Source organism: Variovorax sp. Root318D1, from assembly GCF_001424835.1.
Lineage (GTDB): Bacteria > Pseudomonadota > Gammaproteobacteria > Burkholderiales > Burkholderiaceae_C > Variovorax.
In genome coordinates, this window is sequence record NZ_LMCQ01000020.1 from 152,867 (window position 1) to 176,833 (window position 23,967).

Annotated in this window: 22 protein-coding genes; 6 read left to right on the forward strand and 16 right to left on the reverse strand. The window is 65.5% G+C overall.

The annotated features are described in order from the left end of the window. Positions 1-35: 35 nt before the first annotated feature. The 10 genes from ASC78_RS17565 to ASC78_RS17610 all read right to left on the reverse strand — a co-directional run bounded on the left by ASC78_RS17565 (position 36) and on the right by ASC78_RS17610 (position 12,378). Positions 36-1,697 carry a Na/Pi cotransporter family protein gene (locus ASC78_RS17565; protein WP_055803855.1) on the reverse strand — a complete coding sequence of 554 codons (1,662 nt, stop codon included), beginning with the start codon at positions 1,695-1,697 and terminating at the stop codon, positions 36-38. A gap of 63 nt (positions 1,698-1,760) precedes the next feature. Next, a complete protein-coding gene (locus tag ASC78_RS17570) occupies positions 1,761-2,618 on the reverse strand; it encodes a phosphodiesterase (protein ID WP_055803858.1) in 858 nt (285 codons plus the stop codon). After that, on the reverse strand, positions 2,615-3,676 hold the full coding sequence (locus tag ASC78_RS17575; protein ID WP_055803861.1) for an ABC transporter ATP-binding protein: 1,062 nt from the start codon (positions 3,674-3,676) through the stop codon (positions 2,615-2,617). Before ASC78_RS17575 ends, ASC78_RS17570 begins: the two co-directional genes overlap by 4 nt. After that, positions 3,666-4,466: an ABC transporter permease gene (locus ASC78_RS17580; RefSeq protein ID WP_055803864.1), complete on the reverse strand. Its 801-nt coding sequence runs from the start codon at positions 4,464-4,466 to the stop codon at positions 3,666-3,668. The genes ASC78_RS17575 and ASC78_RS17580 overlap by 11 nt, the downstream gene beginning before the upstream one ends. A gap of 15 nt (positions 4,467-4,481) precedes the next feature. Next, a complete protein-coding gene (locus ASC78_RS17585) occupies positions 4,482-5,303 on the reverse strand; it encodes an ABC transporter permease (protein ID WP_055803867.1) in 822 nt (273 codons plus the stop codon). A gap of 308 nt (positions 5,304-5,611) precedes the next feature. Next, complete coding sequence (locus ASC78_RS17590) at positions 5,612-6,625, reverse strand: ABC transporter substrate-binding protein (protein ID WP_055803872.1); 1,014 nt, start codon at positions 6,623-6,625, stop codon at positions 5,612-5,614. Between the two features lie 49 nt (positions 6,626-6,674). Beyond that, positions 6,675-7,685 (reverse strand): LacI family DNA-binding transcriptional regulator, encoded by a 1,011-nt coding sequence (locus ASC78_RS17595; RefSeq protein WP_055803875.1) that lies wholly within the window; start codon positions 7,683-7,685, stop codon positions 6,675-6,677. Positions 7,686-7,857: 172 nt separating this feature from the next. Then, a complete protein-coding gene (gene lspA, locus ASC78_RS17600) occupies positions 7,858-8,370 on the reverse strand; it encodes a signal peptidase II (protein ID WP_055803878.1) in 513 nt (170 codons plus the stop codon). Continuing rightward, entirely contained in the window at positions 8,370-11,219 is a 2,850-nt protein-coding gene (gene ileS, locus ASC78_RS17605) for an isoleucine--tRNA ligase (protein WP_055803881.1), read from the reverse strand. Before ileS ends, lspA begins: the two co-directional genes overlap by 1 nt. Positions 11,220-11,340: 121 nt before the next feature. Then, positions 11,341-12,378: a bifunctional riboflavin kinase/FAD synthetase gene (locus ASC78_RS17610; protein ID WP_055803883.1), complete on the reverse strand. Its 1,038-nt coding sequence runs from the start codon at positions 12,376-12,378 to the stop codon at positions 11,341-11,343. 167 nt (positions 12,379-12,545) lie between these two features. Between ASC78_RS17610 and ASC78_RS17615 the strand changes: the two genes are divergently transcribed. Next, positions 12,546-13,106 (forward strand): HNH endonuclease, encoded by a 561-nt coding sequence (locus ASC78_RS17615; RefSeq protein ID WP_055804374.1) that lies wholly within the window; start codon positions 12,546-12,548, stop codon positions 13,104-13,106. A 9-nt stretch (positions 13,107-13,115) separates the two neighbouring features. Here the strand turns inward: ASC78_RS17615 and ASC78_RS17620 are convergent, their stop codons facing one another. The 4 genes from ASC78_RS17620 to ASC78_RS17635 form a co-directional block, all read right to left on the reverse strand. Then, positions 13,116-13,904: an enoyl-CoA hydratase gene (locus ASC78_RS17620; protein WP_055803886.1), complete on the reverse strand. Its 789-nt coding sequence runs from the start codon at positions 13,902-13,904 to the stop codon at positions 13,116-13,118. 10 nt (positions 13,905-13,914) lie between these two features. Continuing rightward, positions 13,915-15,267 carry an alpha/beta fold hydrolase gene (locus ASC78_RS17625; RefSeq protein WP_055803889.1) on the reverse strand — a complete coding sequence of 451 codons (1,353 nt, stop codon included), beginning with the start codon at positions 15,265-15,267 and terminating at the stop codon, positions 13,915-13,917. 84 nt (positions 15,268-15,351) lie between these two features. Next, entirely contained in the window at positions 15,352-16,467 is a 1,116-nt protein-coding gene (locus tag ASC78_RS17630) for an acyl-CoA dehydrogenase family protein (protein WP_055803891.1), read from the reverse strand. 12 nt (positions 16,468-16,479) lie between these two features. After that, the gene (locus ASC78_RS17635; protein WP_055803894.1) at positions 16,480-17,661 is read right to left on the reverse strand and encodes an acyl-CoA dehydrogenase family protein; all 1,182 of its coding nucleotides are present in this window, start codon (positions 17,659-17,661) and stop codon (positions 16,480-16,482) included. A gap of 164 nt (positions 17,662-17,825) precedes the next feature. Here ASC78_RS17635 and purN point away from each other — a divergent pair, with 164 nt between their 5' ends. Beyond that, positions 17,826-18,422 carry a phosphoribosylglycinamide formyltransferase gene (gene purN, locus ASC78_RS17640; RefSeq protein WP_055803896.1) on the forward strand — a complete coding sequence of 199 codons (597 nt, stop codon included), beginning with the start codon at positions 17,826-17,828 and terminating at the stop codon, positions 18,420-18,422. 35 nt (positions 18,423-18,457) lie between these two features. Beyond that, positions 18,458-18,784: an I78 family peptidase inhibitor gene (locus ASC78_RS17645; protein ID WP_055803899.1), complete on the forward strand. Its 327-nt coding sequence runs from the start codon at positions 18,458-18,460 to the stop codon at positions 18,782-18,784. Positions 18,785-18,786: 2 nt separating this feature from the next. On the opposite strand, the gene ASC78_RS17650 is transcribed toward ASC78_RS17645, so the two are convergent. Continuing rightward, entirely contained in the window at positions 18,787-19,032 is a 246-nt protein-coding gene (locus ASC78_RS17650) for a DUF1653 domain-containing protein (RefSeq protein ID WP_055803901.1), read from the reverse strand. Positions 19,033-19,078: 46 nt separating this feature from the next. Here ASC78_RS17650 and ASC78_RS17655 point away from each other — a divergent pair, with 46 nt between their 5' ends. The 3 genes from ASC78_RS17655 (at position 19,079) to ASC78_RS17665 (ending at position 23,581) form a co-directional block, all read left to right on the forward strand. Next, the gene (locus tag ASC78_RS17655; protein ID WP_055803904.1) at positions 19,079-20,932 is read left to right on the forward strand and encodes a M48 family metalloprotease; all 1,854 of its coding nucleotides are present in this window, start codon (positions 19,079-19,081) and stop codon (positions 20,930-20,932) included. 29 nt (positions 20,933-20,961) lie between these two features. Continuing rightward, on the forward strand, positions 20,962-22,233 hold the full coding sequence (locus tag ASC78_RS17660) for an RsmB/NOP family class I SAM-dependent RNA methyltransferase (RefSeq protein WP_055803907.1): 1,272 nt from the start codon (positions 20,962-20,964) through the stop codon (positions 22,231-22,233). A gap of 133 nt (positions 22,234-22,366) precedes the next feature. Further along, on the forward strand, positions 22,367-23,581 hold the full coding sequence (locus tag ASC78_RS17665; RefSeq protein ID WP_055803910.1) for a DesA family fatty acid desaturase: 1,215 nt from the start codon (positions 22,367-22,369) through the stop codon (positions 23,579-23,581). Between the two features lie 206 nt (positions 23,582-23,787). Here ASC78_RS17665 and rpmG read toward each other — a convergent pair whose 3' ends face one another. Next, positions 23,788-23,961 (reverse strand): 50S ribosomal protein L33, encoded by a 174-nt coding sequence (gene rpmG, locus ASC78_RS17670; RefSeq protein WP_007830291.1) that lies wholly within the window; start codon positions 23,959-23,961, stop codon positions 23,788-23,790. Positions 23,962-23,967 lie beyond the last annotated feature (6 nt).

Consider the following 23,967-nt stretch of genomic DNA (forward strand, 5'->3'; position numbering starts at 1 on the left):
CGGCGCGGGCCCCTCGCCCGCCGCCATTGGAAGGATCAGCCTTCGATTTTCCCGAGCCGCGATTCGCGCAGCCGGCTCGGCGCCAGCGCGCCCGCCGACTCCAGGATGGGGTAGGCAATGGAGCAGATGTGCGAGTTGATCCGCTTCAAGTCGCTGATCAGGTCGATGTGCAGCGAGCTGGTTTCGATGCTCAGCGTGGTGCGATCGGAGAGCCGGTCGAGGTGGGTGGTGGCATAGGCCCGCTCGAGGTCGCGGAAGCGGGCTTTTTCTTGCAGCAGCTTCTGCGCATCGCGCACATTGCCGTTGAGGAAGACGCTCATGCTCAGCCGCAGGTTGGCTACCAGCCGCCCATGCAGCTCGACGATTTCCGCCATGCCCGCTTCTGAGAAGTTGCGCTGCGGCTTGATCTTCTTGTCCTCAATGTCGATGATCACGCGCTCGATGATGTCGCCGATCTGCTCCATGTTGATGGTGAAGCTGATGATGTCGGTCCAGCGCCGGCTTTCTTCCTCACCCAGCGCCTCGCGCGAGATGCGCGTCATGTAGTACTTGATGGCCGAGTAGAGCTCGTCGACCGTGTCGTCGAGCTGCCGCAGCTCCTGCGAAAGGCGCAGGTCGTTGTGGCGGATCACGTCGAGCGTGCCGATGAGCATGGTCTCCACCACGTCGGCCTGGTGCAGCGCCTCGCGCGCGGCGTTCGAAATGGCGAGCGACGGGGTCGAGAGCGCCGACGGATCGAGGTGGTGCGGCCGCGTGGACGTGGCCGGCTGCTGCGGCACCGGCAGCATCCTGGTGACCAGCTTGGCCACCCATTGCGTGAGGCCGATGAAGCCCACGCTGATGACCACGTTGAACGCCAGGTGGAACAGCACCACGCCGTGGGTTGCATTCGGCACGTGTGGCTGAACATAGCGCAGCCAGAGCCCCACGAATGGCGTCACGATGGCCACCCCCAATGCCTTGAAAAGCAGGTTGCCTACCGTGACCTGCCGCACCGACACGGCTGACTTGGCCGTGGTCAGCACCGCCAGCAGGCCGCTCCCGAGGTTGGCGCCGAGCACCAGGCCGAGCGCGACGTCCAGCGGCACGACGTTGGAGCTGGCCATGGCCGCCACCAGCAGCACCACGGCCAGGCTCGAGTACGCCGCGATCGCGAGCGCGGCGCCAATGGTGATTTCGAGCAGCACGTCGCTGGTGAGCGAGGCCAGCAAGGTACGCATGGCCGGCGCAGAGAACAGGGGTTCGGTGGCCTCCACCACCAGTTGCAGGGCCAGCAGCATCAGCCCCAGGCCGATGAGCACCCGGCCCACCCGCCCCGCCACGCTGGCCGAGCGCGAAATGAACAGCACCACACCCACGAAGATGAACATCGGCGAAAGCCAGGACAGGTCGGCCGAGAACAGCACCGCAATGAGGGCGGTGCCCACATCGGCCCCCCGCATCACCGCCAACGCCGCGGGCAGCGTGACCAGCCCCTGCCCCACGAAGGAGGATGTCATCAGCGAGGTGGCGGTGCTCGATTGCACCAGGGCCGTGACGCCGATGCCCGAAAGCGCGGCCGTGAACCGGTTTCGCATGCTCTGCACCAGGATCTTGCGCAGGTTGGCGCCGAACACGCGCAGCACGCCCGTGCGCACGAGGTGCGTGCCCCACACCAACAATGCAACGGCGGCCAGCAGGTTCAGGAGATGCTTCATGGGGGGCGGTTTCTATCCTTTTCGTTTCGCTTCGTTTTCGACCCCATTTTCCACATCTTGGGCTCAGTCGATCAGTGCGCCGTTGTCATGGAAGGGAAAAGGGCCTTCGAATGTGCCGGAAGCCGCTAAATGGGTCACAAGTCTTCGGTTGTGCGCGGACCAGGCGTGGACCCTGAAGCCAGGCGGCTCCAGCGTCCAGGCCGAGGGTGCGTCGGGCGACAGGTCCAGGCAGACCTGGTGCGCAGGCGCGGGCGAGGTCGATGCGATGGTGCCGCCAAAGCGCACGTCGATGGCACGATGCAGGTGGCCGCAGATCACGCGCTCGACGTTTCCATGCCGCGCGACCAGAGCTTCCAGTGCCTCGGCGCCCTGCAGCAGGCCGATCTCGTCCATGTGGCCGATCAGCGTCTGGAAAGGCGGGTGGTGCATGGCGATGACGACGGGCTCGCCGCGGCTGGCGTCGAGCTGTTGTTCGAGCCAGCCCAGGCGCTCTTCGCACAGGGTGCCGTGGCTCTCACCCGGCACGCAGGTGTCCAGCGTGAGCAGGCGCAGCGCGCCCACGCGAACTGAATACTGGACGAAGCCGGCCGTGCCCACGCCCGGCGCCAGGTAGGCGTGGCCCGGAAAGCTGCGGCGCAGCTGGTCGCGATCGTCGTGGTTGCCGGGCATCAGATAGATGGGCATCGGCAGCGGCGCCAAGAGGCGCGCCAGGTGCTCGTATTCGGCGGCACGGCCGAAGTCGCTCAGGTCGCCGGTGATCACGACGGCGTCGGGTCGCTGCGGCAGCCGCAGCACCGACTGCACCGCGCGCTCCAGGTAGGGCGCGGTGTCGATGCGGCCGTAGGCAAGGCGTCCTGGCTCGCGGATGTGCAGGTCGGTGAGCTGGACCAGAAAAGTGCTGTCTTCGGTCGTTGTCGTCATACGCTGGTTTCCTGCGACGTCATCAGTCGGTCGGGCTGGATGCGAAGTCCCACCGGATCGCCCGGCCCGAAGGGCGTGTCGCGTCCCACATCGGCCATCAGCAAGGGTTGGTCTCGCAGGCGCAGCTGCAGCTGCACGCGGTCGCCGAGGAAGGTGCGGCGTTCAACCGTGGCCGCACCCCAGTCGGGCCGCGGCGCGCTCACTTCGACGTCTTCAGGTCGGACCAGAAGCATCGCATGGCTCTGCCAGGCGGGTGGGCAAGGCAGGGTGCTTCCGCCGAGTCGGACAATGCCTTGCGCGATGGCGTCAGCCTCGCGTTCCAGCCGGTTGACCCGGCCCAGGAACTCCGCTACGAAGGGATGCGCAGGCGCGCGGTACAGCTCCTCGCCGCGGCCAATCTGCACGATGCGCCCGGCACTCATCACCGCCAGCCGGTCGGCAATGGCCAGTGCCTCCTGCTGGTCGTGCGTGACGTGGATGGCCGTGATGTGCAACCGGCGCAGCAACTCGGCGAGTTCGTCGCGCAGCGACTCCTTGAGCTTGGCGTCGAGCGCAGCCAACGGCTCGTCGAGCAGCAGCACGCGCGGACGCACCGCTACGGCGCGTGCCAGCGCCACGCGCTGCCGCTGGCCGCCCGAAAGCTCGGCGGGGCGCTTGTTCTCCAGGCCGCCGAGCCGCGTCAGGTCGACCAGTTCGCCGACCGCGCGCTTTTCTTCGTCCGGCGCCACGCCGCGGATGCGCAGGCCATAGCCGATGTTGGCCGCCACCGTCATCTGCGGAAAAAGCGCGTAGCTCTGGAACACCATGCCCACGCCGCGGTGCTCCACCGGCCGGTCGGTCACGTCCTGGCCGCCGAACACGATGCGGCTGCCGGCGTCGGGTGCTTCGAGCCCCGCGATCAGCCGCAGCAGCGTGGTCTTGCCACAGCCCGAGGGGCCGAGAAGTGCGAGCACCTCGCCGGCCTCCACGTGCAGGTCGGTCGGCAGCAGGCCGCGCGTGCCGTCCGCATAGGTCTTGGCGCAGCGCGAGATGTCGATGGGAATGCGTTCAAGTTCCATGGCGTTTTTGCATCAGGTTGGCAAGGTACTGCAGGCCCCACAGCACCGGAAGAATGACCGCGAAAAAGACCAGCGTGTAGGCCGAGCCGATCTCGATCCGCATCGAGGCATAGCTGTCGGCCAGGCCCACGGGCAAGGTGCGCGTGAGCGGCGTGTGCAGCATCCAGGTGAGGTTGAATTCGCCCACTGACAGCGTGAACACCATCAGGCTGCCGGCCACGATGGCGGGGAACACGGCGGGCACCAAGATGCCCAAGAAGCGCTGGCGAAAGTTCGCGCCCAGCGAGCGGGCTGCTTCCTCGAGCGCGAGCAGGTCGTCGCGCTGGAAAGCCGAACTCACCGTTCGCACCATGAACGGCAGCGTGAACACCAGGTGCCCCACGAGAATGAAGGCGAAGCTCTGGCGGAAGGCGGTGAGTTGGCCGTAGGCGAGGATGAGTGCCAGCGCGGTCGCGAGGCCCGGCACCGCGACGGGCAGTGTCAGCAGCTCTTCGAAGATGTGCGCGGCTCGCGAGCGGCTGCGCGCCAGCGCATAGGCGCAGGGCACGCCCAGCAGCACGGTGCCGACCACGCAGGCCAGCGCGAGCGCAAGCGACCAGCCGACGGTGCCGCCGTAGTTCTCCCACACCTCGCCGAGCCAGCGCAGCGTGAGCCCGCTCTTCAGGCCCGCGCTGTAGTTGTTGACGAGGCCCGCCATCACCGACAGCAGCATCGGCGCGATCATGAAGAGGCTCACCAGCACGGTCACGGCCAGGAGGAAGGGGGCCTTGGGTTGCGTGTTCTTTCGCATGACGCGTTTCCTCCTTCAGCGCGCGACTGGATTGGCGCCGAAGCGCCGCGCCGCGAACAGCACCAGCCAGGTCACGAGGCCGAGCGCAATCGACAGCGACGCAGCGAGCGCGAAGTTGGCGTAGTTGGTGAACTCGTTGTAGATGGTGATCGGAATCACCTCGAACTTGCTGGCGAGCGTGAAGGCAGTGCCGAAGGCGCCCATCGAGGTGGCGAACAGGATCGCGCCGCAGGCGAGCGTGGTGGGCGCGAGCTCCGGCATCCAAACGTCGCGCGCCACCCGCAGGCGCGAGGCGCCGAGCGAGCGCGCGGCTTCTTCGAGCTGCACGTTCATGGCCTCTGCCGCTGCGGCGTAGGTGGCGATGGCGCGCGGCAGCGAGAAGTACAAATAGGCCAGGAACAGTCCGAGCAGGCCATAGGCAAAGGTGATGCGCTCGCCGAACAGGTTGTCGCCGATGTCGGCCACCAGCCCTTGCCTGCCGCCGAGCAGGATTACGAAGAAGCCGATGATCACGCCAGGAAAGGACAGAGGCAGCGTGAGGAGCGACAGCAGCATGCGCTTGCCGGTGAAGGCATGGCGCGCGAGATAGATACCAACGGCCGCGCCGAGCACCAACGTTGCGAGCGTCACGGCCACTGAAAGCGCCACGGTATTGGCCATGCTCTGCAGATAGCGCGAGTCGGTGAGCACTGCGAAGTAAGTAGCCCATCCCTTGGTCGCAGGCAACGTGAGGAGGCGCACCACTGGCAGCAGCCAGAAGGCCGCGAAGAACACGGCTGCGGGCGCTGCGCAAGCGAGCAGGCGCCAGCGTGGGTTCCAGGCGTTGGCGGGTTTCATTTCAGCTGCTTGTGTTTGAGGCGCTGTTGTTCAGGGCGCCGTTGTTCAGGGCGGGTGCAAAGGCCACCGGGTACTCCCCTCCGCGAATGTCCCCCGCCTTCGGCTCCTCCTTTATTTCGCTGCGGGGAGCACCCGATGCCCTGTGCACTGGGGCACGCTGCTGGTGTTCCGCTGATCAACGACCGCTCTTTGCAACGCACCCGTCGATGGGGTGCCTTGCGCAGCGAAATAAAGGAGGAGGCCGCAGGCCGGGGGACATTCGCGGAGAAAGGTACCCCGTCGGCGGGTGCGCGCCCTGAACAAAGCACTTAGCGCACTTCCTTCAGATACCGATCAGAGAACGCCCGTTGCGCCTCGGCCATGCGCGCGTAGTCGACGCTCTTGGCACGCGCGTATTCGCTGGCCGGCAGGAACTGCGCCTCGATATCCTTCGGCATCGCACCGGCACGCACCGGTCGCAGGTAAGCCTTGGCCCAGATCGCCTGGCCTTCGTCGGACAGCACGAAGTCGAGCACCTTCTTGCCTTCGGCCGCATGCGGCGCCTTGGCGACGAGGCTCATCACGTAGGGCACGGCCAGCGTGCCTTCGCTCGGAATAACGAAGGCGACATTGGCCTTGTCCTTGTATTTGGCGCGGTAGGCGTTGAAGTCGTAGTCGAGCAGGATCGCGATTTCGCCCGACAGCACGCGCGCGTAGGAGGTCTGCTTGGGCACGATCGGCTCGTTCTTCTGCAGCGCCTTGAAGTAGTCGATGGCCGGGCCGAAGTTGTCGAGCGTGCCGCCGCGCGCTTCGTTCACCGCCACCGCACCCACGTAGCCGACAAAGGCCGAGGCTGGATCGAGATAGCCGATGAGGCCCTTGTACTCGGGCTTGAGGAGGTCGGCCCACGACTTCGGGACCGGCTTGCCCTTGAGCGCATCGACGTTGACCATGAAGCCGAGCGTGCCGGAGTGGATGGTGAACCAGTTGCCGGCCGGGTCCTTCAGGCCGTCGGGAATGTCTTTCCACGCGGCCGGCTTGTAGGGCTCGACCACGCCTTCTTTCTGCGCCTGCACCGCGAAGGTCACGCCCAGGTAAGTAACGTCCGCCACGGGACTGCCTTTTTCGGCCACGAGCTGCGCGAGCGACTGGCCCGAGTTCTTGTTGTCGGCCGGCACGGTGACGCCTGTCTTGGCCTTGATGGCCTTGAGCTGCGTGCCCCAGTCGGCCCATTCGGTCGGGCAGTTGTAGCAAATGGCGGTCTGTGCCATGGCACTGCCGGCGGCGACGAGCGCGGCGGTGAGCAAGCCCAGTCGGGCCATGCGGGAGATGCGGAGAGACATGAAAGAACTCCTTGAGGGGTGTGAGGGTTGAGGCGGGTGAGAGGGGTGGTCAGTCGTCGGCGATATCGCATGCGGACGCGCACGATTCGCCGTCGCGAAAGAAGCAAGGCAGCAGCAGGGTCGCGTCGGCTTGCAGCGTGGCGTCGCCAGCCATGGCCTGGATCAGCAATTCGACGCTGCGGCGGCCGATGTCACTGTTGGGCTGCGCGATGGTGCTGAGCGCCGGCGTGAGGTCTTCGCCGAGCGCAATGCCGTCGAAGCCGACCACGCTGAGGTCGTCCGGCACGGAGAGGCCGCTCAGGTGCGCGGCGCGGATGCTGCGGATGGCGAGCAGGTCGTTCGAGCAGACCAGCGCAGTTGGCCGGGCCTTGGCTCGTAGCAGCTGCGCGAGCAAATCGACTGCACTCTCGACAAACGGCACTTCGATGAGCGGAGGGGCGTCGAGCCCTGCATCGGCCATGCCTTTTTGATAGCCGCGATAGCGTTGCTGCGCGCGATCGGACGCGGCCAGCGTGCCGCTGACCATAGCTATGCGGCGGTGTCCAAGAAGCACCAGGCGCGCCACGGCATCGGCCACGGCCGCTTCGCCATCCACGGTCACGCAAGGATGATCGCGGTGCCGGTTGTAGGCCAGCACATATGGGGTGCCGGTGCTGCGCAGTCGGTCGAGCGCGGCCGAAGTGGATGGGTTGGACACCACGAGGATCAGCCCGTCGACGTTGCCGGCCAGCAGCAGCTGGACCGCGCGCTCTTCTTCGTCGAGTTGGTAGCCTGTGGTGATGGGAATGATCGCGTAGCCGCCGGCAATGGCCGCGCCTGCGATGCCCTGAAGGCACTCGGCAAAGGTCGGATTCAGCAAGGTCGGCAGCACCACGCCCAATGCGCGGCTGCGCTGGGTGCGCAAGGTGCGCGCGCTGGCGTTGGGCACGTAGTGGAGCTCGCGCGCCACGCGTTCCACCAACTCACGTGTGGCTGGCGTGACTTTGTCGGGGAAGTTGAACGCCCGCGACACGGTGGCCACGGAAACCCCGGCCTTGGCTGCGACGGATTGAATGCTCATCGTGCGGTGCTATGTAAACGATTACATTGCACCGCGGCAGTATGACCCCGCTATGACAGGCCATGAAAGCCGGGAAAAACCCGCGCGTTTGTCTTGCTCCCTCTGCCTCTGGAGAGGGCGGGGGTGAGGGCCTACGGCCTTAACGCGCCTCAACCAGCCCGCACCGGGCGCGTTACTTCCCCCGGCGAACCCGCCGGATCTCGTCCAGGATCAGGCAGATTGCGCCCAGCGTGATCGCACTGTCCGCCGCATTGAACGCCGGGAAATACCAGTTGCCAGCGTGGAAGCTCAGGAAGTCCACCACATAGCCGTGCATCATCCGGTCGATCACGTTGCCGATGGCACCGCCCAGAATGCAGGCCATCGCGAACGAAAAGAGCTTCTGCCCTGCGTGCGACTTCAGCATCCAGACGATGAACACCGCGGCTGCCACGCCAATGGCCGTGAAGAACCAGCGCTGCCATCCCGAATGGTCGGCCAGGAAAGAGAACGCGGCGCCCGTGTTGTGCGCGCGAACCACGTTGAAGAAGCTCGTCACGTAAGTCGCATCACCGAGCTTGTAGTAGCCCAGGATCAGCGTCTTGGTGAACTGATCGATGATCAGGATGATCGCCGCCAACCCGAGCCATGGCCAGATGCTGCCGCTGCGGGAACGCGATGCCGACATGGTGCGTGCGGCCGCCATCAGGCAAAGCTCCGCGATTCGCCGGCGCCGAACAGGTTGCTCGTGCAACGGCCGCAGATCGTCGGGTGCGCCGGGTCGTGGCCCACGTCGTCGCGGTAGTGCCAGCAGCGATCGCACTTCTGCGCGCTGCTCGGCGTTACCGTGGTCGAGAGCGTTTCGCCCGCGGCGATTGCGATGGCCGAGGTGATGAAGACGAACTTCAGGTCATCGCCCAGCGATCCCAGCAGCGCGAAATCGTCTGCCGGCGCACTGAGTTGCAGGTTCGCCTGCAGCGACGAGCCGACCTTGCCCTCGGCGCGCACCGCTTCGATGTCCTTGTTGACCACGTCGCGAATTTCGCGGATGCGACCCCACTTGGCGAGCAGCGCATCGTCGGGTGCGGCGAATTTGCTGAATGTCTGCGCAAAGATCGATTCGCCCGGCTTGCCCGTGCTCACGAACTTCCACGCCTCTTCGGCCGTGAAGCTGAGGAACGGTGCCATCCAGCGCAGCATGGCTTGCGAGATGTGCCAGAGCGCTGTCTGCGCACTGCGGCGCGCTAGCGAGCCCGGCGCCGTCGTGTAGAGCCGGTCTTTCAGGATGTCGAGGTAGAACCCGCCCAGGTCTTCCGAGCAGTAGATCTGCAGCTTGGCCACCACCGGGTGGAACTCGTAGACCTTGTAGTGCGCAAGGATCTCGGCCTGGAACTGCGAAGCGCGCGCAAGCGCATAGCGGTCGATTTCGAACAGCTGGTCGAGCGGCACCGCGTCCTTGGCGATGTCGAAGTCGCTGGTGTTCGCCATCAGGAAACGCAGCGTGTTGCGGATGCGGCGGTACGAGTCGACCACGCGCGCGAGGATCTTGTCGTCGCCCGCGATGTCGCCCGAATAGTCGCTGGCAGCCACCCAGAGGCGGATGATTTCCGCGCCCAGCTTGCTGCTGATTTCCTGCGGGTCGATACCGTTCTTGAGCGACTTGCTCATCTTGATGCCCTTGGCGTCTACCGTGAAGCCGTGCGTGAGCAGGCCTCGGTACGGCGCTCGGTCTTCCAGCGCACAGGCGATCAAAAGCGACGAGTGGAACCAGCCACGATGCTGGTCGTGGCCTTCGAGGTACAGGTCGGCTTCAGGCCCGGTCTCGTGGTGCACGTTGGGGTGCGTGCCGCGCAGCACGTGCTGGAACGTCGAGCCCGAATCGAACCACACCTCGAGGATGTCGGTGCTCTTGGTGTAGTGCGGCGCGTCTTCGGCGCCCAGAATTTCTTCGGCCGTGACGCGGCTCCAGGCCTCGATGCCGCCCTTCTCGACGATGTCGGCGGCCTGGTCGAGGATTTCCATCGTGCGCGGATGGAGCTCGCCCGAGTCCTTGTGCAAGAAGAAGGGGATCGGCACGCCCCAGCTGCGCTGGCGGCTGATGCACCAGTCGGGCCGGTTGGCAATCATGTCGTGCAGCCGCGCCTTGCCGTTCTCCGGATAAAAGCTCGTTTGCTCGATCGCTTCGAGCGCGGTCTGGCGCAGCGACTTGGGCGCCTTGTCCTTGGTGAACACGCCTTCGCCTTCGTCCATGCGGACGAACCACTGCGCCGCGGCGCGGTAGATCACCGGCGTCTTGTGGCGCCAGCAGTGCGGGTAGCTGTGCGTGATGGTCTCGGTGGTGAGCAGGCGGTTGGCGTCGCGCAGGGCCGAGATGATGACCGGCACGGCCTTCCAGATGTTCTGGCCGCCGAAGAGCGGGAAGTCGGGCGCGTAGCTGCCGTTGCCCTGCACCGGGTTCAGGATGTCGTCGTACGCCACACCATGGGCGATGCAGGAGTTGAAGTCATCCACGCCGTAGGCGGGCGAGGAGTGGACGAGGCCGGTGCCGTCGGTGGCGGTGGCGTAGTCGGCAAGGTACACCGGCGACAGGCGCTTGTAACCCGCATCGACGTCGTACAGCGGATGCTCGAACTCCAGCCCGCCGAGCTTCTCGCCCTTGACCGTGGCCAGCACCTTGCCGTCGAGCGCATAGCGCGTCATGCACATCTCGACCAGCGAGTTGGCGAGGATCAAGAGGCCGCGCTCGGTGTCGACCAGCGAGTACTCGATTTCCGGGTTCAGGTTGATTGCCTGGTTGGCCGGGATGGTCCACGCGGTGGTGGTCCAGATCACGGCAAAGATGTCGCCGAGGATCGTATGGTCGGTCTCGAAGGCCTTGAGCACCTTCTCGCGCTCGTGCGCCTTGAAGGCCACGTCGAGGGTCTGGCTCTTCTTGTCGGCGTATTCGATCTCGAACTCGGCCAACGATGAGCCGCAGTCGAAGCACCAGTACACCGGCTTCAGGCCGCGGTACACAAAGCCGCGCTCGATCACGCGCTTGAAGGCCCGCAGCTCGCCGGCTTCATTCGCGAAATCCATCGTCTTGTACGGATGGTCCCATTCGCCCAGCACGCCCAGGCGCTGGAAGTCGAGCATCTGCTGCGCGATCTGTTCCGTGGCGTAGGCGCGGCTCTTGGCCTGCATCTCGTCGCGGCTCAGGTTGCGGCCGTATTGCTTTTCGATGGCGTTCTCGATCGGCAGGCCGTGGCAGTCCCAGCCGGGCACGTAGAGCGCGTCGTAGCCTTCGAGCTGGCGCGCCTTGGTGATCATGTCCTTCAGGATCTTGTTCACCGCGTGGCCCATGTGGATCTGGCCGTTGGCGTACGGCGGGCCGTCGTGCAAGATGAACTTGGGCGCGCCGTGGCGGGCGTCGCGCAGACGGTGATAGCGGCCTTCGTCGTTCCATTCCTTCACCCAGCCCGGTTCGCGCTTGGGCAGGTCGCCGCGCATGGGGAAGGGGGTGTCGGGCAGGTTCAGCGTGGAACGGTAGTCGGTGGGGGAAGCGGCGTCAGACATGTTGGGGTGCGAAACAGAGGGGCTTCGACAGGCTCAGCCCGAACTGCATTGAGCGGTCGGTGCGGAAGAAAAGCCGTTCGCCCTGAGCTTGTCGAAGGGCGGCAGCACGGTGCGTGCAGGGCTAAATTCGATCCCGCGTCGTCTGGCGATGGGTTTCGGCGTGGGTCGATGCAAAGAACGCGCGCGCGTCGCGCCCATCCTTCGAGATGCCCGCTGTGAGGGCCTCGAGGCTGGTGTAGCGCAATTCGTCGTGCAGTTTGTGCAGGAGTTCCACGCGGACGATTTTACCGTAGGCCCCTTCGGCTCCCAGATGCGAGGGCCACTCCAGGCAATGCGTCTCCAGCAACACCCGGCCCGCGTTGACGTCGTTGGCGTCCAGCGAGGGGCGCACGCCGAGGTTGGCCACGCCGGGCAGCGGCTGGTCGGCCAGGCCGTGCACCAGCACCGCGAAGATGCCGCTGGCGGCCGGCTTCCAGTGCTTGAAGCGCATGTTGAGGGTGCGAAACCCGTCGTCCTTGCCGGGGGCCGAGGCGCCCAGTGCGCGGCCGAGCTTGCGGCCATGGACCACGTGGCCCGAGATCGTGTACGGCCGGCCGAGCAGATGCTGGGCGTCGGCCATGCGGCCCTCGGCCAGCGCATCGCGCACGGCCGAGCTGGAAACGCGCAAGCCATGCACCTCGTAGCTGTTCATGCGCGCCACGTCGAAGCCGTGCGCATCGCCGGCTGCGTCGAGCATGGCGTAGTCGCCGGCCCGCTTGGCGCCGAAGCGGAAGTCGTCTCCCACCAGCACGTAGCGCGCGCCCAGGCCCTCGATCAGCACGTTCTGGATGAATTGTTCGGGCGACTGGGACGCCAGCCGGCCGTCGAAGGGCAGCACGATGGTCTGCGCCACGCCGCACGCCGCGAGTTCGGTCAGCTTGTCGCGAAGCGTGCCGATGCGGGCCGGCGCCAGGTCGGGTTTCTTGGTGACGGCGGCGAAATAATCGCGCGGGTGCGGCTCGAAGGTGAGCACGCAACTGGGCAGCCCGCGGTGGCGCGCTTCGGTCTGCAGCAGCGCCAGCATGGCTTGGTGGCCACGGTGAACGCCGTCGAAATTGCCAATGGTGAGGGCGCAGGCGGGAGCCACGCCCGGGTGCCGGAAGCCGCGGAAAACCTGCATGAGTGGGTATCTTTTTGATAGCGCCTCGCGCCCGTCAATTGGGGCGAATCAGGCCGTTTTGTCACAAAGCCGGTATATTGTGACTCAGTGCGTTGCTTGAAGTGATCTCCGACGCGCTCCGTGTCCCTGGTCTTTCCGTGATTCTTCCCTTTTTGAGGAGGCGTGTGGTGAAGGTCTTGAAGCTGTCGGCCCAAGGGCTGCCCCAGTCATGGATATCGCTCGAACAGGCGGTCATCCACTATGCAGCGGACGAGGTCCGCTGGGAGGTGGGCGCGCAGGTGGCTGTGTTCCGTGGCGGCCACAACGCCATCACGGGCGAGCAATCGCAGATTGCGATCAACAGCATCATCGGCACCAAGGGCGTGCCGCGCATCAATCCTTTCACGCAACGCCCGGGGCTTACCAACAGCAAGCTCTTTGCGCGCGACCGCAATGTGTGCGCCTACTGCGGCGGGCATTTCCACGAGGACGAGCTCACGCGCGAGCACATCATTCCGTTCGCGCAAAAGGGCATCGACACCTGGATGAATGTGGTCACGGCGTGCAAGCCGTGCAACCACCGCAAGAGCAGCCGCACGCCCGAGCAGGCGAACATGCCGCTCCTGTATGCGCCCTATGTGCCCAGCCTCTGGGAAGATTTCATTTTGCGAAACCGCCGCATCCTGGCGGACCAGATGGAATTCTTGATGGCGCACCTGCCGCAGAGCTCGCGGCTGCACGACAGCTAGCGAGCTCGCTCAGCGCTTCCAGTCCGGCGAGCGCTTCTCGATGAAGGCCTGGATGCCTTCCAGCGCGCTCTCGTCCATCATGTTGCAGGCCATGGTCTGGCTCGCGTCGGCCAGCGCGGCTTCAATGCCGGTTTCGAGCTGGCGATAGAAGAGGGCCTTGCCGAGCGCGAGCGCCTGGCGCGGCTTGGCCACGATGCTGGCGACCAGCGCCTCGACGGCCGCGTCGAGTTCGCCGGCCGGGGCCACCCGGTTGATCAAACCCTTGTCGCGCGCCTCCTCTGCACTGATGAACTCACCCGTCACGAGCATTTCGAAAGCCTGCTTGCGCCCGAGGTTGCGCGACAGCGTGACGCTCGGCGTGGCGCAGAACAACCCGACGTTCACGCCGCTGACCGCGAAGCGCGCCTCGCTCGAGGCTACCGCGAGGTCGCATACCGCAACCAGCTGGCAGCCCGCGGCCGTCGCGATGCCGTGCACGCGCGCAATCACGGGCACGGCAAGGCGCTGGATCGACAGCATCATCGCGCCGCAGCGTTCGAAGAGCCGCTGGTAGTAGCCGAGCGAGGGCTCCGCGCGCATTTCCTTCAGATCGTGGCCCGCGCAGAAAGCCTTGCCCGCTGCCGCGATGACGACCGCGCGCACGCTCTCGTCCGCCGCGACGTCTCCGATGGCTTGCTCGAGCGCGTCGAGCATGCCCTCCGAGAGCGCGTTGAAAGAGGCTGGGCGGTTCAGCGTGAGCGTGACCACGCCGCGCGCATCGCATGCCTTCAGCACAAAGGGGGAGGCCGCATCGTTCATGTCGTTGCCCTCAGTAAGTCAGCTCCAGAACCGTCACGTGCTGCTGCGCGGCGGGCCAGGTCAGGCCGGTGATGCGCTCGCCGTTGAATTCGCCGGTCACCGCGCGCTGTGGCTCCGCCGCGGCAACGCGCAGCCTGGAACTCGACACGCCAGAACCCTTGGGCGGCACGCCGGCCGGGAGACTCTGTCCGTCGAAGCGCATGCTGTCGCGCTGCGCATCGAAATATCCGCGAGGCCGCGTGAAGACGACGACCGCCTGGGCATTCGCATCGGCGGGCGTGAGACGCTCGGGGCGCAGATTCACCACACTGCTGCTGCGCGGAAACGGGCTGCGATAGATGTGCGTGGTCCCATAGCTTGGCGCACTCAAGACGAATTCGTAGGCCGTGTCCCCGCGCGCGCTGAAAGGGCCCCATCGGCCATCCGTGCCGATGTTCTTGCTGTGCATGGCGTTGCCGCGCCGCCCGCCCGTGGCCGGGTCGATCGCATAGACGGTGACCTGGCCGCCATTCAGCGACAGGTTTTCCGCACCGATCGCGCGGCCGTCGAGCACGACGTTCGCGTCGGCCGCAATCGCCGTGCTGCGCGGCGGTTCGCCCGTCAGGAATTGCCATGTCGCCGCGAAGGCGGCAGGAGAGAACGAAGTCTCGCGGTGATCGACGCGCGGCAGCACAACGTTGGTCGCCCCCTTGAGCGCTGGCCCGTCGAAGCCGATGTTCGTCGGCTGGCCCGGCACGCCGATCCACAGTCCGTCGGGCTGCGCGTACTTGTCGTTGTTGTCGGAGCGCAGCGTGAGCCACTTGACGCCCGGCGTGACCTCCTCGCCGTTCGGCCCCTTCGGCGTATTGAGCTGCTGCATGAAACCCGAAAGCCCCGAGAACTCGTTGTTCTCGCGAAAGCCCTTCACCACCCAGATGCCGTGCGCCGGATTGCCGCCCAGCACCACGTGGCTCACTACGTCCGCGCCGCCGCCGTTCTGCACGTAGTTGCGGATCGTGTTGCCGCCGCGCGAATTGCCGATCAGCACCACCTTGCTCGCGCCCGTGGCCTTCAGCACCTTGTCGACTTCCGCCTTCAGGAAGACGGCCGAGTCGGTTGTCGAGCTGCGGCCCGGCTGCGCCACGGCGTCGTCGTCGCGCGCCAGCGGATAGGGCTGGTCGACCGCAAAGAGCCGGTTGCGCGGCCAGCCGTTCGATTCGAAACGCCAGATCGTGGTCTGCCAGAGCGCGGCCGAGTCGCCGTTGCCATGCATGAAAACAATCGGCGGACGCTCGGTGAAGGAGGGCGAGGGCGCGGTGGCGCAAGCGGTCAGCATGGCGGTCGATGCGAGCCCGAGGGCAAGAAGGGTGCGGCGTGATGGCATGTTTTTGTTCCTGGCTGGGGTTCCAAGTAAAAACGCCCGCCGGCGCAAAGCGGGCGGGCGTTGGATGCTATGGGAAAAACATCGTCAGGCGAAGACGCCAGCGGTGTCCTGCATGCGGCTGGACACTTCGCCCAGGTGGTGCAGCGTGTCGCCGAAGGTCATTTCGAGCTGCGTGAGCTTGCGGAAGTAGTGGCTGCCGATGTATTCGTCCGTCACGCCGATGCCGCCGTGCAGCTGCACCGAATTTGCCGCGACATAGCGCATCGACACGCCCAGTTGGTACTTGGCGCGCGACAAGGCCTGACGTCGCTCCTCGGCCGGCGCGTTGAGCTTGAGCGTGGCGTAGTAGCTCATCGAGCGTGCGAGCTCGACCTGCATCTTCATGTCGGCCACGCGATGGCGCAGTGCCTGGAAGGTGGAGATAGTCACGCCGAACTGCTTGCGCTGGTTCATGTAGTCGATCGTCAGGGCGAGCGTCTTGTCCATCACGCCGACCGCTTCGGCGCAGGTCGCCGCAATGCCGACATCGACGGCGTACTCGAGCGCCGCCAGCCCGTCGGCGGTGATCAATGTGGCCGCGGCCTTGTCGAACACCACCTCGGCCGCACGGCTGCCGTCCTGCGTGCCGTAGCCGCGGGCCTCGACACCGCTGGCGCTGCGCTCGACCAGGAAGAGGGCGATCTTGCCATCGGCCTGGGCAGGCACGATGTAGGCATCGGCTTCGTCGCCCACGGGCACCACGCTTTTGGCGCCAGTTAGCGACCAGCCATCACCGGCCTTCACGGCCTTGGCTTCGCACACGTCGAGCCGGTAGCGCGCCTTGCGCTCCTGGTAGGCCAGCACCACGATGGCCTGGCCGCCCGCGATGCGCGGCAGCCAGTTGTCCTTGATGTCCTCGCCGGCATAGCCGCTCAGCACGGCGCCGGCAATCAGCGTCTGCGCGAACGGCTCCAGCACGATGCCTCGGCCCAGTTCTTCCATCACGACCATGCCCGCCACCGGGCCCATGCCCAGGCCGCCATCGTCTTCGGCGATGTAGAGGCCGCCCAGGCCGAGCTCGGCCAAGTCGTCCCAGGCCTCGCGCGAGAAACCGCCACCAGCCTCGATGCCGCGGCGGCGCTCGAAGTCATAGCCCTTGTCGACCCACTTGCGAACGGCGTCGCGCAGTTGTTCCTGGTCGTCCGAGAAATTGAAATCCATGTTCTTGTCTCCTCAGCCCAGAACCGTCTGCGCGACGATGTTGCGTTGCACTTCGTTCGAGCCGCCGTAGATGGTGGTCTTGCGCATGTTGAAGAAGGTCGACGCAAGCGGCGCAAGCGCCGGGTTGCCGCCGGGAAAGTCGCCTTGCCAGCCGGCTTCCATTGCTTCGCGGATGAGAGGCAGGGAATAGGCGCCGCCGGCCAGCATCATCAGTTCGCTGTAGCGCTGCTGGATTTCGCTGCCGCGGATCTTCAGCAGGCCCGCGACGTCGAGCGAGTTCTTGCCCGAGGTGGCGGCCGAGAGCACGCGCAGCACCATCATCTCGAGCGCAACGATGTCGACTTCGAGCTTGGCGATCTCGTCGCGAAAGCGAAGATCGTCGTACATGCCTTCGCTCTTCGCGATGCGCTTCAGGCGCTCGAGTTCGCGCTTGGCGCGGTTCACGTCGGCGATGTTGGTGCGCTCATGCGAGAGCAGGTGCTTGGCGTAGGTCCAGCCCTTGTTCTCTTCGCCGATCAGGTTCTCGGCCGGCACCTCGACGTTGTCGAAGAACACTTCGTTCACTTCATGGCCGCCGTCGAGCAGCTTGATGGGCCGCACCGTGACGCCGGGCGACTTCATATCGAGCAAGAGAAAGCTGATGCCGGTCTGCGGCTTGCCTTCATTGCTGGTGCGCACGAGGTTGAACATCCAGTCGCCGTATTGGCCGAGCGTGGTCCAGGTCTTCTGGCCGTTGACGATGTACTTGTCGCCTTTGCGCTCGGCCTTGGTCTTGACCGACGCCAGATCGGAGCCCGAACCCGGTTCGCTGTAGCCCTGACTCCACCAGACTTCGCCGCTCGCGATGCCGGGGAGGAAGCGCTTCTGCTGTTCGGCATTGCCGAAAGCCATGATCACCGGGGCGACCATCACGGGGCCGAACGGAATGATGCGCGGCGCCCCGGCCAAGGCGGTTTCTTCCTCGAACAGGTGGCGCTGGATGGCGGTCCAGCCGGGGCCGCCGAATTCCTTCGGCCAGCCGTAGCCTAGCCAACCCTTCTTGCCGAGGATCTTGGCCCAGCCTTGCATATCGTCGCGCGTCAGTTCGAGCGCGTTGTGCACCTTGTGCGAAATCTCCTTGGGAAGGTGTTCCTTGACCCAGGCGCGAATTTCTTCGCGGAACTGCTGTTCTTCGGGCGTGAAGCTCAAATCCATGCGTGCCTCGCTGTGTTGATCGATCCGCCGCCATCGCGGCGATGGCGTGTGTCTCCGGAATCCGGAGTTTTAGCACGGTCGTGCTGTTGAACGGTGTCCGCGCGGCGACAAGCCACCGGCGTTTCGGGATGCGCCGGCCGGGACACGGATAATCCCGGCCTCCCATGAAGAACATCGTGATCCTGATCTCTGGCGGCGGCTCCAACATGGCGGCCATCGTGCGTGCCGCCGAGCGCGACCGCTGGTCCGAGCGCTTTGGCGCGCGCATTGCCGCAGTCATCAGCAACAAGGCCGACGCCGGAGGGCTCGCGCTCGCCAAGTCGCACGGCATCGAGACGGCCGTGGTCCCGCACAAGGACTTTCCGAGCCGCGAGGCATTCGACGAGGCGCTGGCGAAGGCCGTCGACGCGCGTTCGCCTGCGCTGGTCGTGCTGGCAGGCTTCATGCGCATCCTGACGCCGGCCTTCGTCGGCCGCTACTCGGGCCGCCTGGTGAATATCCATCCTTCGCTGCTGCCAGCGTTTCCGGGGCTGAACACGCACCAGCGGGCGATCGACGCCGGTTGCAAGGTGGCCGGTGTCACGGTGCACCAGGTGACCACCGAACTCGACCATGGGCCGATCCTGGCCCAGGCGGTAGTGCCGGTGCTGCCGGACGACACGGCCGAAACGCTGTCCAGCCGGGTGCTCGCGCAAGAGCATCAGTTGTATCCACGCGCCATTGCGGAATGGCTTGCCGATACATCAAGTCACACACGTTAATTTTGTTTATATTCGCGGGTTTTCGGGAGCATTCATTGAAAACCCAATCGCTACTGTCCGCGATCGCCAGCGCCGTCTTGCTGGCGGCTTGCGCCGCGCCAGCCCCGGCGCCCACCCCTGCAGCACCCGCTGCATCCGCCGCAGCAGCCGAGCCGGTGTACCAGTGCAATGCCGATGGTGCACGCTTCGCTGTCGGACAGCCGCTGTCGCCGCAACTCGAGGCTGCCGCCCGGGTGCGCGCCGGTGCAGGCACGGTGCGGGCGCTGAAGCCCGGCGAAGCAGTCACGATGGAACTTAACGGCGGACGCCTCAACCTCGACGTGGATGCGCGCGGCCGGGTGACGGACGTTCGCTGCGGCTGAGGCTACGCCGCGATCTGGACCGGGGCGAAGCGCAATTGGCGAATTCCCTCGATCTCCACGGTTTCGCCGAACATCGCGGCCGGGCGGACCCAGAGCCCCTTCGCGCCGTAAAGCGCGCGGTAGAGCGTCATCGGTTCCAGCGTCTCGCTGTGGCGCACGGTGCCCAGCACCTCGTATTCGCCGCCCTTGTAATGGCGATAGCGGCCGGGAGGCGTCTCTATCAGCGGTGGCAGGTCGTTGTCGTTCACGGTGGGGCCTCTTTCAAACTGTGTGGCGGGGTTGGAGGAAAGTTGGATGGATCGCGCTGATTTTGTTCACCTCGTCCGGCTGAGCGAGCATGCCAGCGCCGACGACGGCGTGCGCTACCGTCGCAACGTGGCGGCTTTTGCCGCGCTCGGCTATCTCTGGGTGATGGCCTGCCTGGCGCTGTCGATCGGCATCATCGCCTGGGTGGCGCTGTCGGCCGGACGCGGGCGTTTCAGTTTCTCGCGCGGATGGCTGCTGCTGTTTGCCCTGGGCCTTCTCTGGGCCACGCTGCGTGCGCTGTGGGTGCGTTTCGACGAACCCGATGGATGCGAACTGTCGCGCGAGGATGCCCCGGCACTGTTCGAGGCGCTCGACCGCATACGCAAGAAGATCAAAGGGCCGCCGGTCCATCGCGTCTATCTGGACGACGAGTTCAACGCCAGCATCCGGCAGGTGCCGCGCTTCGGCCTGTTCGGCGGGGCGGTCAATTCCCTTTCCATCGGCCTGCCGCTTTTGATGATGCTGGACCGGCGCCGGCTGCTGTCGGTGCTCGCCCACGAGTACGGGCACCTGCGCGGCAACCACGGCAAGCTCAGCGCATGGATCTACCGCACGCGGCTCTCGTGGCTCAAGCTGGATGCCAGCCTGCAGCGCGACGAAGGTGCAATGGCGCTGGTGTCGCAGGCATTCTTCCGCTGGTACTTTCCGCGCTTTGCGGCCCGGACCTTTGCGCTCGCTCGGCAGGACGAGTATGAAGCCGACCGCATTTCGGGTCGGCTCCTGGGTACGCCCGTCGCCGCGGCCGCGTTGACCGAAATAGCGATCAAGGGCAACTGGTACGCCAATGAATTCTGGGCTTCGCATTGGGGGCGCGCCGAACGCGAGCCACAGCCGCCCGGTCCCTTCAAGGCCTTGAGGGAGCTTGCCGCCACGCCGCCGAGCAGCGAGTTTGCACGCCAGGCGCTGCGCGAGGCCATGCGCCGCGTCAGCGACCTGGACGACACCCACCCCGTTCTGCGCGACCGCCTCGAGGCACTCGGCCAAAAGGCCGTGGTGCCGCCGTGGTCCGCCGAACCGTCGCTGGGCATGCTTGCAGACAGCGCGAAGTGGATCGCGCATTTCGACGCCCAATGGCGCCGCGCCCACGCCAGCGACTGGAAGCAGCACCATGCGCACCGGACGCGCGTCCGCGAACGCATCGAGCTTCTCGCTGCGCGGGGCGAACGCAACACGCCCGACGAAATGGTTGAGTGGGCCGATTCCGAACGCCGGCTCGATCCGGCCGCGCCGGTGCGCGAGCGCTATGAACGCGTGCTGCGGATCGCTCCCGAACATCCCGGCGCCTTGCGGGGGGTGGCACAGATGCTGCCCCCGCGCGATCGAAACGCTCGACTGGCGGTGCTCGAGCGTTTGCACGGATGCAGCGCGGCCAGCCGCTGGTGGGCCGCCAAAAACGCGGTAGCGGCGCTCGAGGACCCCGATGCGGGAGCGCACGACGAGGAAGCGCTCAAGCTGTGGCGCGGCCGCCTCAAGGAGGCCGAAGAAGCCGAGGCGCGCGCCTGGGAGGAGATCACCGAAACGCCTTTCTTCAGCCAGATCGTCCGGCACGACCTGAACGACCATGAGCTGGGCGAGTTGCGGGCCGACCTGTCGCGCTGCCTCCCCATCTCGAGGGCCTGGCTGGTGCGCAAGACCCTGCGCGAATTTCCGTGGCGCCGGGCCTACATCGTGTTCGTCGATCTGCCCGGCATGGACGACGACGACCGCTGGCAGCTCTGCCGCCAACTCGAGCAGACCCTGAGCCTACCGGGGGCGGCGCTGGTTCTCTGGGCCGGCCATTCGCCCACGCTGGAGGACATTGAACGGCAGGCTTTTGGAACGATCTGGACGCGCACGGCGTAGGGGGGGCGCCCGGCTGAGACAATCGGGTCATGCACCCCAAAGCCCTGTTGGAGGCCACCGCCGATCTGGTCGGCCTTGTCCTGAAATTCGATCACCCGGCCGACCAGGTCGTTTCGCGGTTTTTCCGCGACCACCGCGAGTTCGGCCCGCGCGAGCGAGCCACGCTTGCCGAGACCGTGTACACCGTCCTGCGCAAGAAGCTCCTGTTCGACCATCTCTCGCCCTCGGGCACCGGCTCCAAAGAGCGCCGCATGGCGATCCTGGGCTTTTACGGCCCGCGCGACTTCTTGAAGAGCGCCCTCAACGACACCGAAAAGCGCTGGCTCGACAACTGCGATGCCGTCAAGCAAGAAGACCTGCTGGAGCGCCACCGGCACAACCTGCCCGAATGGCTGGTCGCGCCGCTCAAGGCGCAGCTGGGCGACGGTTTTTGGCCGTTGGTCGAGAGCCTGCAGCAGCCCGCTCCGCTCGATCTGCGGGTCAATGCCCTGACCGACAAGCGGGCAGAGGTGAAGGCTGAGCTTGCGAAGGCTGCTATCAAATCTGAAGCAACTCCGTTTTCGCCCTGGGGCTTGCGCATCGATGGCAAGCCGGCGCTGACCAAGCTCGATGCTTTTGCGCGCGGCGCTGTCGAGGTGCAGGACGAGGGCTCCCAATTGCTTGCGCTGCTGCTGGACGCCAAGCGTGGCGAAATGGTGGTCGATTTCTGCGCCGGTGCGGGCGGCAAGACGCTGGCGATTGGCGCCACCATGCGCAACACCGGCCGGCTCTATGCCTTCGACACCTCGGCGCACCGGCTCGATGCGCTCAAGCCGCGGCTCGCGCGCAGCAAGCTATCCAACGTCCATCCGGCCGCCATCGCGCACGAGCGCGACGATCGCATCAAGCGTCTGGCGGGCAAGATCGACCGCGTGCTGGTCGACGCACCCTGCTCGGGCCTGGGGACGCTGCGCCGCAATCCGGACCTGAAATGGCGCCAGTCGCCCAAATCGGTCGAGGAACTGACGGTCAAGCAAGCCGCCATCCTGCAAAGCGCGGCGCGCCTGCTGAAGTCCGACGGTCGTCTGATTTATGCGACGTGCAGCGTGCTGCCGGAAGAAAACGAGGCCATTGCCGAGGCTTTCAGCGCCGCCAACCCGGATTTCGTGCCCCAGGACGCGGCGGAACTGCTGCAGGGCCTGAAGGTGGAGGGTTTCGAGAAGCTCTGCACTGGCGGGCCGGACGGCCGCCGCTTTCTGCGGCTCTGGCCCCACCGCCACTCGACGGACGGCTTCTTTGCGGCTGTGTGGAACCGCAAATAGGCGCGGCACTCCAAACTAGGGTAAATCTGCGCTTTTGTGGAAGGGCAAAAGGCCTCATTTTGGCCTTGCCCCCTTAAAATCGCAGGTTAACTGAAAGGTTGCACCTTCGTGTGGCCATGGAGTACTTAATTCAATGTTGATTCCTGACTCTGCCGTTTTGAGCGCGGCCATCGACTGGCTCGGACACGGCTTGTGGGACCTCACATGGTGGCAAGTCGTGCTGTACACGCTCGTCACCACGCACATCACGATCGCCGCGGTCACCATCTTCCTGCACCGTACGCAGACGCACCGGGCCATGGATCTGGGGCCGATCCCTTCGCATTTCTTCCGTTTCTGGCTTTGGCTCGGCACCGGCATGGTGACCAAGGAATGGGTGGCCATTCACCGCAAGCACCACGCCAAGTGCGAAACCGAAGACGACCCGCACAGCCCGCAAGTCAAGGGCATCGACGAAGTCCTCTGGCGCGGCGCCGAGCTGTATCGCGCCGAGTCGAAGAACAAGGAAACGATGGAGCGCTACGGCCACGGCACGCCCGATGACTGGCTCGAACGCAACCTGTACACGCGCTACAGCTGGCAAGGCGTTGGCCTGATGCTGGTCATCAACCTGGCACTGTTCGGCGCGCTTGGCCTCACGGTCTGGGCTGTGCAGATGCTCTGGATCCCCATCACGGCGGCCGGCATCATCAATGGCATTGGCCACTACTGGGGCTATCGCAATTTCGAGGCGCAGGACGCCAGCCGCAATGTCTCGCCCTGGGGCCTGATCATCGGCGGCGAAGAGCTGCATAACAATCACCACACGTATCCCACGTCGGCCAAGTTCTCGGTCAAGAAGTACGAATTCGACATTGGCTGGGTCTATATCCAGATGATGCAGAAGGTCGGCTGGGCCAAGGTCAAGAAGGTACCGCCGAAGATGCAGTTGGGCGACATCCAGCCCGTGGCCAACGAGAAGACGCTCGAGGCGGTCATTGCCAACCGCTATGAAGTCATGGCCGGCTATGCGCGCGAAATGCGCCGCGTCACCAAGGCGGAGCTGGCTGCGCTCAAGACCAAGGGCGGCGACATCTCGGTGCTCAAGGCCGCCAAGAACTGGTTGCATCGCGACGACGACAAGGTGCCGGCATCGGCTCGCACCCACCTCGTGCAGGCGCGTGCTGCCCACCCGGTCATCGACAAGATGGTCACGATGCGCGAAGAGTTGCGCCAGCTGTGGCTCAACACGTCGCAGTCGCGCGAGCAACTGGCGGCCGACTTGGCGGCCTGGTGCCACCGTGCAGAAGCCAGCGGTATCGCCGGCCTGCGCGAGTTCTCGACCCGCTTGCGCGCAGCGCGGGCCTGATAAGCAGCGCCTAGCCGCTCCCCTTAAAAGCCGGCCGGCGTGCCGGCTTTTTTACGCCTGTCTCTTTCCTGTTTGGAGGAGCCGACGGGGAAGAAGCAATTGGAAGAATCGGCAGCGGAAGAGCGGAAGGCGGGATCTGCAGGCAACAAAAAACCCCGCAGGGCGAGCCCGGCGGGGTTTTTTGCTTTGGGTAAACCAGCGCTGAATTACTTCAGCTTGATTTCCTTGTATTCGACGTGCTTGCGTGCCTTGGGGTCGAACTTCATGATCGACATCTTTTCAGGCATCGTCTTCTTGTTCTTGCTGGTCGTGTAGAAGTGGCCGGTACCCGCGGTGGATTCCAGCTTGATCTTTTCGCGTCCGCCTTTGCTCGTTGCCATGATTCA